General features: G+C 69.0%; 10 protein-coding genes. 5 read left to right on the top strand and 5 right to left on the bottom strand.

Going from position 1 to position 14,120, the window contains the following annotated elements; all coding sequences use genetic code 11:
* Nucleotides 1-19: 19 nt before the first annotated feature.
* Together O5K39_RS01865 and fsa are read right to left on the bottom strand one after the other, a co-directional pair.
* The gene (locus tag O5K39_RS01865) at nt 20-745 is read right to left on the bottom strand and encodes a DUF484 family protein (RefSeq protein WP_271145613.1); all 726 of its coding nucleotides are present in this window, start codon (nt 743-745) and stop codon (nt 20-22) included.
* A gap of 50 nt (nt 746-795) precedes the next feature.
* On the bottom strand, nt 796-1,449 hold the full coding sequence (gene fsa, locus O5K39_RS01860) for a fructose-6-phosphate aldolase (RefSeq protein ID WP_271145612.1): 654 nt from the start codon (nt 1,447-1,449) through the stop codon (nt 796-798).
* Between the two features lie 252 nt (nt 1,450-1,701).
* On the opposite strand from fsa, the gene O5K39_RS01855 reads away from it, so the two are divergent.
* The 4 genes from O5K39_RS01855 to O5K39_RS01840 all read left to right on the top strand — a co-directional run bounded on the left by O5K39_RS01855 (nt 1,702) and on the right by O5K39_RS01840 (nt 8,432).
* Nucleotides 1,702-3,864 carry a primosomal protein N' gene (locus O5K39_RS01855; protein ID WP_271145611.1) on the top strand — a complete coding sequence of 721 codons (2,163 nt, stop codon included), beginning with the start codon at nt 1,702-1,704 and terminating at the stop codon, nt 3,862-3,864.
* Nucleotides 3,865-4,033: 169 nt separating this feature from the next.
* A complete protein-coding gene (locus O5K39_RS01850; RefSeq protein ID WP_271145610.1) occupies nt 4,034-4,903 on the top strand; it encodes an alpha/beta hydrolase in 870 nt (289 codons plus the stop codon).
* Nucleotides 4,900-7,434 carry a hypothetical protein gene (locus O5K39_RS01845; RefSeq protein ID WP_271145609.1) on the top strand — a complete coding sequence of 845 codons (2,535 nt, stop codon included), beginning with the start codon at nt 4,900-4,902 and terminating at the stop codon, nt 7,432-7,434. Before O5K39_RS01850 ends, O5K39_RS01845 begins: the two co-directional genes overlap by 4 nt.
* Nucleotides 7,431-8,432 (top strand): protein-L-isoaspartate O-methyltransferase, encoded by a 1,002-nt coding sequence (locus O5K39_RS01840; protein ID WP_271145608.1) that lies wholly within the window; start codon nt 7,431-7,433, stop codon nt 8,430-8,432. The genes O5K39_RS01845 and O5K39_RS01840 overlap by 4 nt, the downstream gene beginning before the upstream one ends.
* Before the next feature lie 3 nt (nt 8,433-8,435).
* On the opposite strand, the gene O5K39_RS01835 is transcribed toward O5K39_RS01840, so the two are convergent.
* The gene (locus tag O5K39_RS01835; RefSeq protein ID WP_271145607.1) at nt 8,436-8,915 is read right to left on the bottom strand and encodes an SRPBCC domain-containing protein; all 480 of its coding nucleotides are present in this window, start codon (nt 8,913-8,915) and stop codon (nt 8,436-8,438) included.
* Between the two features lie 47 nt (nt 8,916-8,962).
* Between O5K39_RS01835 and O5K39_RS01830 the strand changes: the two genes are divergently transcribed.
* The gene (locus O5K39_RS01830) at nt 8,963-9,289 is read left to right on the top strand and encodes a metalloregulator ArsR/SmtB family transcription factor (RefSeq protein ID WP_271145606.1); all 327 of its coding nucleotides are present in this window, start codon (nt 8,963-8,965) and stop codon (nt 9,287-9,289) included.
* Between the two features lie 60 nt (nt 9,290-9,349).
* Here the strand turns inward: O5K39_RS01830 and O5K39_RS01825 are convergent, their stop codons facing one another.
* Nucleotides 9,350-12,421, bottom strand: coding sequence for a calcium-binding protein (locus O5K39_RS01825; protein WP_271145605.1), 3,072 nt, complete (start codon nt 12,419-12,421; stop codon nt 9,350-9,352).
* Between the two features lie 214 nt (nt 12,422-12,635).
* Nucleotides 12,636-13,985 carry a phosphoglucosamine mutase gene (gene glmM, locus O5K39_RS01820; RefSeq protein WP_271145604.1) on the bottom strand — a complete coding sequence of 450 codons (1,350 nt, stop codon included), beginning with the start codon at nt 13,983-13,985 and terminating at the stop codon, nt 12,636-12,638.
* Between the last annotated feature and the right edge of the window lie 135 nt (nt 13,986-14,120).

The following is a 14,120-nucleotide window of genomic DNA, read 5'->3' as shown; positions in this document are numbered from 1 at the left end:
GGCCCCGACGCCGCGCCCTTCACGTCAGGATCGGCCAGCGTTCGGCGGTGCGCTCCACCACCCGGGCGATGAAGGCGACCAGTTCGCAACCCATGCTGGGCGTGAAACCCTCGGGATCGGGCGAGCCGAAGGCGCAGATGGCGTGGCGCACACCTGTGACCTCGATCTGCGCCGCGCCGCCGCCGAAGATGGGGGCCATGCGGATCAGGGCGACGGACTGCACCTGGTCCTCGTTCGCGCCGAACAGATCCAGCCCGGCGAAGTTGGGACCCAGCCAGGTCAGGCCGTGATCGCCGAGCAACCCATCGACGCCGCCCGGCTCCAGCGCGCGCCAGCCGAACGGCACGCCGCCGGGCTTCTCGATGGCGATGGCGGCGCCGGCCAGGCCGAACCGACCCTGGGCACAGGCGTCCAGCCGCCGGGCCAGGTCGGAATGGTTGCGCGCCTCCAGCAGGTCCAGCGAGGCGACATGGGTCTGGGTCTGGGCGGCGAAATTGGCGCGGGCCACGGCCTCGATCTGTTTGCGCGCGTCCGATTCGCGGGTGACGACGGCCTCCAGCCGGGTCAGGGCGGCGGCCCCGAACTCGACCACATTGCGGCCGTGGGGCTTCAGCCCGATCTCCTCCAGCAGGGACCGGTCGTCGAGCAGGGTCTGCGGATTGGCCTGCAACCATGCCCGGACGTCCGGCCAGTGCGGCGCCGGATCGGTCTCGACTTCGGCGAAAAGGTCCCGGGGTCCGCTCATTTGGGTCCGCTCACGGTCACGTCTCCTCCCGGAAACGCCGGGGTCGGATGCTACAGGATGGACTGACCGGTCTTGCCCCAGTCGGCCAGGAATTGATCAAGACCCTTGTCGGTTAACGGGTGCTTGACCAGGGCCTTGAAAACGTCGGCCGGCAGGGTGGCTGCGTCCGATCCTGCCGTGGCGGCGGCCGAGACATGGTTGGGGTTGCGCAAGGACGCGGCCAGGATCTGGGTGTCGAAACCATGCACGTCATAGAGGACGCGGATTTCCTCCAGCAGGCCGATGCCGTCGGCGCCGTGGTCTTCCAGCCGCCCGACGAAGGGCGAGACGAATGTCGCGCCCGCCTTGGCCGCCAGCATGGCCTGGGCCGCGCTGAAGCACAGGGTGACGTTGGTCTTGATGCCCTTGTCGGCGAAGTTCCGAGCTGCGCGCAGTCCGTCCCAGGTCAGGGGCAGCTTGACCACGACATTGGGGGCGATGGCGGCCAGCTTGTCACCTTCGCGGACCATGGTCTCGAAATCGGTCGCCACGGCTTCGGCCGAGATCGGCCCCTCGACCAGGGCGCAGATTTCGGCGATGACCTCGGCGATGTTCCTCCCCGACTTGGCGATCAGCGACGGATTGGTGGTCACGCCGTCCACCATCCCGGTGGGCAGCATGTCCTTGATGACGGTGACGTCGGCGGTGTCGAGGAAGAGTTTCATGGGGCAGGTGTTTAGCGGGGGCGAAGGCGGTTGGCGAGCCTTCTCCTCCCCGTCGGCCGCTTGGCCGATGGGGCTGCGGGCGGCTCGTATACGAGCCGTCCTCAGGCGCGGCGCGGCTTCGCGCCGTGACGGAGGGGGCGACACGGTGTCTGGCCTTGCGAGCCCTCTCGTCTTCTTGGGTGTCGCCCCCTCCGTCAGCTCGCAAGAGGCTCGCTGCCACCTCCCCATCGCTGCGCGACGGGGAGGAGAAGGTTGATCGTCGCCTCCGTCCTGATCCCCCTGCCGGTGCAGGAGGCCTTCGACTACGAGGTCCCCGAGGCCATGACGCTGACGCGCGGGGACCAGGTCGCCGTGCCGCTGGGTCCCCGGCTGATGCGCGGGATCGTCACCGAGGTGCGCGAGACGACGGGGTCGAACCGCAGGCTCAAGGCGGTCGACGGCCTGCTTGACGATCCGCGCCTGCCGCCCCGAACGGTCGATTTCGTCGAATGGGCCGCCCGCTGGACCCTCAGTCCGCCGGGCGAGATGGCGGCGATGGCGCTCAAGGGTTTGCGCGCCCCGCGTCCCCGGCCCGAACGCCGCCTGCGCCGGGTCGGCGACCGGACCCCGGCCCGGCCGACCGCCGCACGCACGGCGGTGCTGGAGGCGATCGGCGACCGGGCCATGACCCGGCCCGCGCTGACCGCCCTGTCCGGCGCGTCATCGGCCGTCATCAAGGGACTGATCGACGAGGGGGTGCTGGAACTGTTCGAGGTCGAGGCCCTGGCCGCCTTCGACCCTCCCGATCCCGATCACGCGCCCGCCCGGCTGAACGCGGACCAGGCGGCGGCGGCCGATGTGCTCGCGGGTGCGACGGCGAAGGGCGGATTCGCCCCCTTCCTGCTGGATGGGGTCACAGGGTCGGGCAAGACCGAGGCCTATCTGGAGGCGGCGGCGCGGACACTGAGGGCCGATCCGGACGCGCAGATCCTGATCCTGCTGCCCGAGATCGCCCTGACCCAGGCCCTGATCGCGCGGATCACCGACCGGTTCGGCACGGCCCCCGCCGAATGGCATTCCGGCATCGCCCCGCCCCGTCGCCGCATGGTGTGGGAGGCGGTGGTCGCCGGCCGCTGCAACATCGTGGTCGGGGCCCGATCGGCCCTGTTCCTGCCGTTCGCCAACCTCAAGCTGATCGTGGTCGACGAGGAGCACGACGGGTCGTTCAAACAGGAGGACGGGCTGGTCTATCACGGCCGCGACCTGGCCGTGGCGCGGGCCCGGATCGAGGGGGCGACGGTGGTCCTGGCCTCGGCGACGCCGTCGCTGGAGACCCTGTGGAACGCGCAGCACGGCCGCTATGGCTGGCTGAAACTGTCGGCGCGGCACGGGGCGGCGGTGTTGCCCTCGATCGAACTGCTGGACCTGCGCCAGAACCCGCCCGACCCCCAGACATGGCTGTCCCAGCCGCTGCGTGAAGCCATCGGCGAGACCTTCGCGCGCGGGGAACAGACCCTGCTGTTCCTGAACCGGCGAGGCTATGCGCCCGTGGTCCTGTGTCGCGCCTGCGGGCACCGGCTGACGGCACCCGACACCGACTCCTGGCTGGTCGAGCACCGCTATACCGGACGTCTGGTCTGTCACCTGACGGGGTTCTCGATGGTGCGGCCCCGGCTGTGCCCGTCGTGCGGGGCCGAGGACACGCTGGTCTCGGTCGGACCCGGCGTCGAACGGGTCGAGGAGGAGGTCCGGGCCCTGTTCCCCGAGGCGCGCACTGCCGTGTTCAGCTCCGACACCGTGCCGGACGCGAAGTCCGCGCGAGCCCTGATCCAGTCTATGATCGACGGGCAGATCGACATCCTGGTGGCGACCCAGGCCGCGGCCAAGGGGCACAACTTTCCCAACCTGACCCTGGTCGGGGTGGTGGACGCCGACCTGGGCCTGAGGGGCGGGGACCTGAGGGCCGCCGAGCGGACCTTCCAGTTGCTGACCCAAGCGACCGGTCGGGCCGGGCGACACGACAAGCCGGGCCGCGCCATCCTCCAGACCTGGACGCCCGAGCATCCGGTGCTGATGGCCCTGGCCGCGGGGGACCGGGACGCCTTCGTCGCCGCCGAGATGGCCGAGCGGGAGGCGGCGTCGCTTCCACCCCACGGCCGTCTGGCGGCCCTGATCCTGTCGGGCGAGGACGCGACTGCGGTCGAACGGGTGGCCCAGATGCTGGCCGAGGCCATTCCCAATGCCGAGCGGCTGGAGGTCTATGGCCCCGCAGATGCACCCCTGGGGCTGATCCGGGGAAGGCGACGCAAGCGGCTGCTGGTCCGGGCCGACCGGGACGTGGACCTGCAAGGCTTCCTGCGCGCCTGGCTGGCCCGGGTGAAGGTCCCGGGCTCGGTCCGGCTGACGGTCGACGTGGACCCCTATTCATTCCTCTGACGCGAGCGCGCACTGAAGCCCGTTAACCACACCGTTCCCCTGTCAGGCGGCGCCCTCTCGACACCGGCGTTATCCCGGGTCCAGATGGGCGGCGATGGAGCTTAACGGCACACAGAGGCGCAAGGTCTTCACGCGCGCCCTCGGCGCTGCGTGGCTGGCCGTTGGGGTCATGATGGCGTCGGGGGGCGTCGCCATGGCCTCGGGGATACCGCCTGCGAGCCGTACCTTCATCACCAGCGACGGGGCCCGTCTTCATTATCTGGAGGCGGGCCCTTCGCTGGCCCGGACCGTGATCTTGGTCCCCGGCTGGACCATGCCCGGCGGGATCTTCGAGCCCCAGATCGCCGCCCTGTCGGACCGTTTCCACGTCCTCGCCCTGGATCCGCGCGGCCAGGGTGACAGCGAGGTCACCCGCTTCGGCTATGCTTGGGAACGGCGCGGTGCCGATATCGGCGACCTGATCGCCGCCGCAGGAGGATCACAGCCGGTGGTGCTGGTGGGCTGGTCGCTCGGGGTGCTCGACGCCCTGTCCTGGGTGCATCAGGCGGGTGATGCCCGGATTGCCGGCCTCGTCCTGATCGACAACTCCATCGGTGAGCCGCCCGCGCCGGTCGCGCGTGAAGGGGCGTCCACTGCCAGTCCCGCCGACGCGGCCCCCATCCCCGAGGCCGAACGCCGTCGTCGGCGCGCCGCCTTCGTCGCCTCCATGTTCGCCCGCGATCCCGGCGCCGAGTACCGCGCCCGTCTGACCGATCAGGCCCTGCGCATGGACCAGGCCGACGAGCGCCGGCTGCTGGCCTACGACACGCCACGCGAGACCTGGCGCGACGCCGTCCATTCGGTGCGGGGGCCGGTCCTCTACGTTATCCGGCCACGCTGGCGCGAACAGGCGGCCAACCTCGTCGCCACCAAATCGAACGCCTCGGTCGCCGTGTTCGATGCGGCGGGACACGCCCTGTTCGTGGACGAACCCGAGCGGTTCAACGCCTTGCTGATCGACTTCCTCGACCGCCTCGACGCGTCGGGAGCGACCCCGTGAAGGCCGCCGCCCCTGCTGCCCGCGCGGCCCTGATCCCCCTGTTCCTGATCGCGCTCGGCGTGGTGGGGATCGAGAACGCCCTGACCCGCTATTTCGCCGTCGCGAAATGGTCGGAGTATGGCTACTGGATCATCTCCATCGTCATGGCCGGGTTCGCGCTCAGCGGGGTCTTCGTCGCCCTGTTCCGCGACACGACCGCCAGATTAGGCGTGCCCCTGAGGGCCATCCTGCCCGCCGCCATGGTGCTGGCCGCCGCGATCGGGTTCCAGGTCATGACGGCCAATCCCTTCAATCCGCTCCAGCTCCAGAACCCGACCACCTGGCCCGATCAGGTCCGCAACATCGGCCTGTATTACGCAGCGCTCCTGCCCTTCTTCTTCCTCGCCGGCCTCTATATCTCGCTGATCTTCGTCCTGAATCACCGCGAGATCGGCCGGGTCTATGGCTATGATCTGATTGGCGCGGGACTGGGCTCGGCGGTGGCCCTGGGGCTGATGTTCGTCGTCCATCCCTTCCTGCTGGCCCCCGTTCTGCTGATCCCGCTGGCCCTCGCGCCCTGGTTCCAGCCGGGCCGCAGCCGCTGGATCGGCGGCGTTCTGGCGCTGGCCGCCCTCGTTGGGGGCGAGTACCTGCTGTTCACCGGTCCGGCCCCGGCCTTCAGCGAGTTCAAGGCCATCTACGCCCCCCTGAACACCCCGGGCGCGAAGGTCGTCGCCGAAATCCGCGCACCCCGGGGCCACTATCTGCTGCTCGACGACTTCACCGAGCGGGTCGACGCCGACGTGTCGAACAACGCCGGAATGATGAACATCCCCGGCCCGCCCGCGACCTTCGGCCTGTACCGCGACGGCAACCGGATCGCCTCCCTGCCCAAGCTGTTCGGCCGCGACGCCGCCTATGCCCCCAGCGCCCTCAGCGCCGCCCCCTATGTCCTGCGCCCCGAGGCCGAGGTGCTGCTGGTCGGGATGTCCGGCGGGTTCCGCGTCGCCGAGGCGCTGGCCCTGGGCGCTCACCAGATCGACGGGGTCGAGGGCGAACCCGTGCTGCGCGCCGCCCTGATGCAGGGGCTCGGCCCGTCACCCGCCCTGCCGACCGATCCGCGCGTGCGCCTGCTCGACACCGGCCCCGTCGCCGCCGCCTGGCAGGCCGGTCCCAACCGCTACGACATCGTCGATGTCTCCGCCGACTTCGTGGACGCGGCCCCGGCCAATGTCACAGGCCTGACGGTCGAGGCGATGCAGGCCTATCTGGCGGCGCTGCGGCCCGGCGGCGTCATTTCGGTCTCGGTCTCGATCCGCGACTTTCCGGTCTATGCCCTGCGCGTGCTGGCCACGGCGCGCGAGGCCCTGACCACGCGCGGCATCGGCGACCCCGCCGCCCATGTCATGGTCTATCGCTCGGCCTGGAACGCGCGGATCCTGGTCTCGCCGACGCCGTTCTCGCCTGCCGACGCCGCGGCGTTGAGGACCTTCTGCGAGGCCCGGTCCTTCGACGTCTCCTGGGCCCCCGGTCTCGACGTCACCGCCGCCCGTGCCCGCCTGTTCAACGACCTGCCCAGCGTCTCGTTCGAGACCGGCCAGATGACGTCCAGCGGCCCCGACGACGCGATCGCCAACGAGGTCGCCGCCGTCCTCGCTGGTCGACCATCGCCCTCCAGCACCGCCTTCAACATCCGCCCCGCGACGCTGGACCGTCCCGCCTTCTATTCGTCGCTTCGGCTCGAACATCCCGCGACCCTGATCAAGCGGCTGGAGGTCCTGCCCCAGGCCGAGATCGGCGCCCTGGTCAATGTCGCGGTCCTGGGCCAGGCCATCCTGATCGCGGCGCTTGTGCTGCTGGCCCCCGCCCTGTTCCACCACAAGGCCGCCGGAAAGGTTGAGCGTCGCCGGTTCTGGCCCGTCCTCTATTTCCCGGCGCTGGGCCTCGGTTTCCTGTTCATCGAGATCCTGCTGATCGATCGGGCCGCCTTCTATCTGAACGACTATTCCTCGGCCTTCGCCATCGTCCTGACCGCCATGCTGATCTTCTCCGGCCTCGGCTCCATGGTCGCGGGTGCGGTCGCGGGCTTCCCCAAGGCGGCCTCGGCGGTGGGGCTCATCATCGTCCTGGCCTGGATCGGGGCCATGTTGCTGGGAGCCGAGGACGTCATCATGCGGACGCTTGACCAGCCATGGTGGGCCCGCGCCGGGATCGTTCTCCTGGCCGCCGCACCGGTGTCTCTGGCGCTCGGCCTGCCCTTCCCGCTGGGCCTGATTTCGGTGGGGGAGGGGCGGGCCCTGCCCTGGGCCTGGGGCCTCAACGGCGCCTTTTCCGTCGTCGCCACGCCCCTGGCCAATCTGATGAGCCGGGATATCGGCTTTTCGTCCCTGCTGATCGCGGCGGCCGGTCTCTACACCCTGGCCTTCCTCGCCCTGCCGACGGCCCTGCCGGTGTCGGTGCGCCGGACCGGCACCGTCTCGCACCCGGCCGGAAACGTCATCAATCCCACCTTCGACAGCCCTGGCCAGACGCCGCTGGAGACGCCCGCATGACCACGATCGACCGCCGTGCCCTGATTACCGGCACTGCCGCCACTGCCGCCACGGCCCTCGTCGGCTGCGACGAAGCCACGACGAAGAAGCTTCAGGCCCGCCTGAATCCCGGCCAGACACCGGGCGGGGCCGCCCCCGCCGCGACACCCGCCGCCCCCACGGCGGCCACCGCCGGTGCACCCGCCGCCTCCGCCGTCTCGACCACCGTCCGCGCCCCCGCCTCGCCCTGGACCTACGCCGCCTTCGACGCCGCGATGCAGGCCTCCGGTCGTCCCCACGTCGTCACCGAGGCCCAGTGGACCGAGATCAACGCCAGGAAGCCCGCCGCCATCGAACGTATCCGCGCCTATCTGGCCGGGCGCTTCAACGGCGTCGCCGACCCGGCCGTCATCGCCGCCTTCGAGAGCGTGCCGCGCGAGTATTTCCACTACGCCTACGCGTCACAGGCCTCGACCGCCTACCAGGCCTATGAGGCCAACCCCAAGCCCTGGGCCATCGGCCACGGCTCCGTCCTGTCCGACTATCTGGGCCAGGCCTATATGACCCAGCTGGCCGCACCCAAGCCCACCGATGTGACGCTCGAGATCGGCACCGGCTCGGGCTTCCAGTCGTCCCTGCTCGGACGCATCGTCCGCGATGCCTATACGATCGAGATCATCGAGCCGATCGGCCGGGCGGTGGGCCGGATCTTCGCGCCGCTGGGATACACGAACGTCCACGGCCGGGTCGGCGACGGCTATTTCGGCTGGCCCGAGGTGACCGAGGGCTTCGACACCATCATGCTGACCTGCGTGGCCCAGTACGCCCCGCCCGAACTGTTCCGCCAGCTCAAGCCCGGCGGCAAGCTGATCATCCCGATCGGCCAGCCGTTCAGGCGGGGCCAGGTCCTGTACGTCTACACCAAGGACGCCGAGGGTCGCGTCCACTCCCGCCGCGACGTCGGCGTCTTCTTCATCCCCATGACCGGGGCCATGCAGGCGCGGCCGAAACCCGCCTGAGGCCTACCGATACATCCCCTCGCGGATGTTGAGGCCATGCTCGATCCACGCCTTCATGGCGCACAGCATCTGCGACCAGCCCATGCAGTTGCCGTAGGACGCCTTGAGCCCGGTCTCGGTCTCGCGCCAGCCTTCCTCGGCGATGGTGACCAGGGTGCGGGTGTCGTCGTCCAGCGGTGCGAAGGTCATGGTGACCGTGGTCATGTATCCCTTGCCCGCCGGAGCCGCCTCGCCTTCGGGAGGGCCGTCGTTGGCCTCCCAGCGCAGCACGATCTTCGCATTGGGCACCACCTCGACCACCTCGACCGGGAAGGCGCCGGGGAAGTCGCGAAAGTCCCAGGTCACGGTCGCCCCGGTCTCCAGCCGGCCCCTGGCCCCACCGGTGGTGAAATAGTGCGACAGCTTGCCTGGATCGGCCACTGCCTCGAACACCTCGGCGACCGGGCGGGCGATCCGGCCCGAGACCTGAAACCTGAACTCCATGACCGGCTCTCCTTGCTGCGAGGCCAGTTAGGTTATAAAAATATAACGTGTCAACCGAATCAGAGACGGACGCCGTCTTCAAGGCGCTCGGCGCGCCGGTCCGGCGCCGGATGCTGGATGCGTTGAAGGATGGGCCGCGCACGACGGGCGACCTGTGCGAGACCTTTGACGGTCTCGATCGCTGCACGGTCATGCAGCATCTTAAGGTGCTGGAAGCGGCGGGGCTGGTGGTCGCGCGGCGCGAGGGCCGCGAACGCTGGAACCACCTCAATGCCTTGCCGATCAAGGCCGTCCACGACCGCTGGATCGAACCCTATGCGCGCCGGGCCGTGGGCCTGATCGACGCCGTGCGGGTCGCGGTCGAGGACGTCTGAACACCGGGACGGCCTCGGAGGAACCGCGCTGCGGCCCCTCCTTGTCCGATCCGGCTCCTTCTAGAGGTACCAGTCCTGGCCGTGATAGGCGCCCTGGCTCGCGGTCGGGTCGAGGTCCAGCATGAACCGGCCGGACAGGCTCGAAAGGCCGGATCCTGCGTCGAGATCGTCCAGGGCCGGCAGGACAGACGGGCCCGCGTCCTTGACGCCCGTTTCCTCGCCGATTCCGCCGGCCGCCCAGATCACGTCGGCTGTCCGCAGGGTGGTGTTGGTCAGACCGACGACCATGTCGTTGGTCCCGTTGCCGCCCAGGTCGACGAACAGGAAGGACGCGCCGTTCAGATAGGCGATGCCGAAGGTGTCGCTGGCCCCCGTACGCACGGCAGTCAGGTCGATCCGGTCCGTTCCCGAGACGAAGTCATAGATGATGTCCGCCGCGCCCGAGGTCGAATCCGAGACCCGGTCGTAGCGGAACGTATCCGCGCCCGCCCCGCCGAACAGCTGGTCGGCACCCCCGCCACCGGCGATGATGTCATTGCCCGCGTTGCCGACGATCGGATCGGCCAGCGACGACCCGACCAGGATGTCGGCCGAAGCCGAGCCCTCCATGTAGACGCCGAACCCGCCGCCATAGTCGATGTCGCTGCCGTTGACCGTGCGCCCCACCGCCGTGGTCAGGAACAGCCCCTGGGCCGTCTCGGCATAGACATAGCTCCAGCCGTTGGCTTCGCGATAGATGGTGACCGAGGTCGCTCGCAGGGCGGTAATGTCGATCCGGTCCTCGCCCGTCGTAAAGTCGTACAGGTTGTCGAAGCCCGAGGTCTGGTTGGAATCGCCGCGTCCGTCATAGCGGAACACGTCCGCCCCGGCCCCGCCGCCTATGGCATCCGCGCCGCCGCCGCCGATCAGAATATCGGCGCCCGCGCCGCCGAAGATGGGATCGGCGGTGCTGGAACCGAAGATGGTGTCGGCGCCCGCCGAACCGATCACATAGACGCCGAAGTTGCCGTTATAGATGAAATCGTCGGCATTGACGTTGGAGCCCCGGACGAAGATCTGCACCGGGCCGCCGGGGGTTTCGGCGAAGACCACCGAACTGCCGTCGGCCAGTCGCCCGACGCTGACCGAGGTGGCGTTCAGAGCGGCCAGATCGATCTGGTCCACGCCCGACTGGAAGTCGGTGATCGTGTCCTGGGAACCGGCCGACGAATCCGAGGCTGCGGTGTAGCGGAACACGTCGGCACCCGCGCCGCCGGTCAGGGTGTCGGCACCGCCGCCGCCCACGATCAGGTCGTCGCCGGCCCCGCCCGCCAGGGTGTCAGGCGCGGCGTTGCCCTGCTGGATCACGGGCTGCGGCCCGCCGAGGGTGAAGGCCACGTCCGAGAACTGCAGACGCTCGACATTGGTCAGGCGATCGGATCCGTCCGCCCCGGTCACGGTGGTCAGGCCGTTCAGGGTCGAGATTGTGTAGCTGGCGTAGGCGCCGTTGAAGACAGCCGTGTCCGTGCCGGCCCCGCCGTCGATGATGTCATTGCCGAGGCCGCCGGTCAGACGATCGTCGCCGTCGTTGCCGAAGATGGTGTCGATGCCCGCGCCACCGTCGATGGTGTCATTGCCCGAAACCAGCACGCCGCCGCCTCGTGGCCCGACGGCACCGCCGCTGTAGAGATCGCCGTACAGAAAGTCGTTGCCGTCGCCGCCCAGGATGAAGTCGTCGCCGCCGTTGCCGTAGACGGTGTCGTTACCCGCGCCCCCGTCCAGCGTGTCGCGGCCGGCGGCCAGATAGCCGTTCAGGCCGTTGTCGTTGTCCTCGTCGCCGTAAAGGATGTCGTCGCCGAGGCCACCGATGCCGGTGTCGTCGCCCTGGCCGCTCCAGATCCGGTCCGCGCCGCCGCCTGCGTCGATGGTGTCGTCACCGGCATTGCCGCCGAAGAACTGGGTGGCGACGTCGCCGGTCATCGTGTCGTTGCCGCCGAGGCCGTAGAAATTCCCGCTGCGGGCGACGTTGAAGGAATCGTCGAAATTGGTCAGGCGGATGTTGTTGCCCAGGACCTCGACCGAGGTCAGGGTGCCGCCGATCACGGCACCCAGTCGTGCGACGCCGTCGGTCGTCAGGTCCAGATTTACCCCCGACGTCCGGGCGATCAGGCTGACGTTGATGACGTCGTTGCCGTCGCCACCGTCGAAGCTGTCACCAAAGCCGATGAACGCCGTGTCGTCGCCCGCGCCGCCCGTTACCGTTTCGGCAATTCCGTCGTCGAGTTCCGCCCCGGAAACGGTCCGCCCGGCGGCATTCTGCAGCAGCGAGCCGAAATTAAAAGAGGAGGTCAGGTTGTCGTTGCCGTCGCCGCCATCGATGATGTCGCGCCCGGCGCCACCGTCGATGCTGTCATTGCCGACGCCACCCAGGATGATGTCGTCGCCGTCGTCGCCGCTCAGGCTGTCGTCGCCCAGCCGACCCTCGATCAGGTCATTGCCCGCGCCGGCAGAGATGCCTTCGTTGGTCGCGCCCCCGAAGAATTGGTCGTTGAAGTTCGTCAGGACGGCCTGGAAGGTCTCGAAATTGGTGAAGGTCCCGCCTGTGACCCCTGCATAGGCGGCTTGCCCGGCCAGGGCATCGCCCGCCATCTCGATCGTCACGCCGGCCGTCCGGGCGGACAGGTCGATGCGCAGCCGATCCGTGCCGATGCCGCCGTCGGCGATGTCGCCCTGGCCGGCGGTGATCGTGTCGTCGCCCGCGCCGCCGTTCAGTGTGTCGATCTCGTTGTCGTCGACATAGTTGCTCAAGCTTGGGGTGCGAACCGCCACGTTCCCGAGGAAGCCGTCGGTGAAGGTCAGGGTTGCCAGGCCGCCGGTGATGAAGTCCACGCCGTCATCGCCGTTGACCGTGTCCCGGCCACGCCCGCCCATCAGGAAGTCCCGTCCGGCCCCGCCGGAGATCTGGTCGTCGCCGTCGCCGCCGTCGACCCCGTCGCCCGCATTTTCCAGCGCCCCGGTCTCGTCGCCGCCGCGAATGACGTCGTTGCCGGCACCCCCACGGATGGAGTCGCCGCCCTCGAAGCCGTCGATGATGTCGTCGCCCGCCCCCCCGATCAGATCGTCAATTCCGGTCGTTCCGGTGAAGGTCGGCATGGTTGTTTCTCCCTATTGTTGAGGGAAACGTGGGCCGGTTGTAAACAGTCTGTCAACCGTTGTTCGGCGTTTTCGCCAATTCGGGGACATCATTTGTGCATTGAAATATCAATAGAAATGCACGTTACCGTACATTGACGGTGGCGGGAAGGCTGCGGCTCGCGGGTCCGGATTTCCCGCGTCGCGAGCGCAACCCCGACCCAGGAAGAACGGGTCAGCCCGCCGCCTGCACCGCCCCCGCGACATCGGCGACCACCGATTTCACCAGCGCCGCGTCGTCGCCCTCGGCCATCACGCGGATCAGCTTCTCGGTGCCCGAGGGCCGGACCAGAAGCCGGCCTGCGCCATTCAGTCGCGCCTCGCCCGCGGCGATGGCGGCGATGACCGTGGCATCCTCCAGCGGTTTGCCCGCCGAATAGCGCACGTTCTTCAGCAGCTGCGGCACCGGGTCGAACTGGCGCGCGAGCTCGCTCATCGGCTTGCCGGTCTCGACCATGACGGCCAGCACCTGCAAGGCCGCCATCAGTCCGTCGCCCGTCGTCGCATGGTCGTGCAGGATCAGATGCCCGGACTGTTCGCCGCCCAGGTTGAAGCCGCCCTCGCGCATCCGCTCCATCACATAGCGGTCGCCCACCTTGGTCCGCTCCAGCGTCAGCCCCTCTGCCTTCAGCGCCCGCTCCAGTCCCAGGTTCGACATCACCGTCGCCACCACGCCGCCGCCCTGCAGCAGGCCGCGCCGCGCCCAGTCCAGACCGATCAGGGCCATGATCTGGTCCCCGTCCACCACCTTGCCGTTCTCGTCGCAGATGATCAGCCGGTCGGCGTCGCCGTCGAGCGCGATGCCGATGTCGGCCCGGTACTGTTTGACCGCCGCCGACAGGGTCTGCGGGTGGGTCGAGCCGCATTCGGCGTTGATGTTGGTGCCGTTCGGCGTCACCCCGACCGAACAGACCTCGGCCCCCAGTTCATAGAGGGTCGTCGGCGCGACCTTGTACCCGGCCCCGTTGGCGCAATCGATGGCGATGCGCAGGCCTTGCAGGCTCAGGTGACGCGGGAACGCCGCCTTGGCGATCTCGATATAGCGGGCCTGGGCGTCGTCGATCCGCTTGACCCGGCCCAGCGCGCTGGACCCGGCCAGGCCTTCCTCAAGGCCCGCGTCCATCATCCCTTCGATCTTCAGCTCGGTCTCGTCCGACAGCTTGTAGCCGTCGGGCCCGAACAGCTTGATCCCGTTGTCGGCATAGTCGTTGTGGCTGGCGCTGATCATGACCCCCAGGTCGGCCCGCATCGACCGCGTCATCATCGCCACCCCCGGCGTCGGCAACGGCCCGAAGGTCAGCACATCCATGCCCACGCTCGCGAACCCCGCCACCAGCGCCGGCTCGATCGTGTAGCCCGACAGGCGCGTATCCTTGCCGATCACCACCAGGTGTCGCCGGTCGTCGCCCGACATGAACAGCTTGCCCGCCGCCAGCCCGACCCGCAGCGCGACCTCGGCCGTCATCGGATAGGTGTTGGCCCGGCCGCGGATGCCGTCGGTGCCGAAATATTTCCTGTCGCCCAAAGCGGGTCTCCTGATCGTTTCGGCGGCCGTCCTGACACGGAAACCTTCCGAAACTCCATATTAGCTGTCTTGCCCCTTAATATCCCATAGAGGCGAGTCCGGATCGAAGTCCGCAGGCGTCGCGGCGACCCATCT

The sequence above is a fragment of the Brevundimonas sp. NIBR10 genome (assembly GCF_027912515.1).
Classification (GTDB): domain Bacteria; phylum Pseudomonadota; class Alphaproteobacteria; order Caulobacterales; family Caulobacteraceae; genus Brevundimonas.
The sequence above is the reverse complement of the archived record's forward strand: the minus strand, read 5'-3'. Positions and strand labels throughout refer to the sequence as shown.

Bases quoted from the DNA above. Each gene is read 5' to 3' on its own strand.
- O5K39_RS01865 (WP_271145613.1), bottom strand. From the start codon at position 745: ATGAGCGGACCCCGGGACCTTTTCGCCGAAGTCGAGACCGATCCGGCG.
- O5K39_RS01835 (WP_271145607.1), bottom strand. From the start codon at position 8,915: ATGGAGTTCAGGTTTCAGGTCTCGGGCCGGATCGCCCGCCCGGTCGCC.
- fsa (WP_271145612.1), bottom strand. From the start codon at position 1,449: ATGAAACTCTTCCTCGACACCGCCGACGTCACCGTCATCAAGGACATG.
- O5K39_RS01840 (WP_271145608.1), top strand. From the start codon at position 7,431: ATGACCACGATCGACCGCCGTGCCCTGATTACCGGCACTGCCGCCACT.
- O5K39_RS01850 (WP_271145610.1), top strand. From the start codon at position 4,034: ATGATGGCGTCGGGGGGCGTCGCCATGGCCTCGGGGATACCGCCTGCG.
- O5K39_RS01825 (WP_271145605.1), bottom strand. From the start codon at position 12,421: ATGCCGACCTTCACCGGAACGACCGGAATTGACGATCTGATCGGGGGG.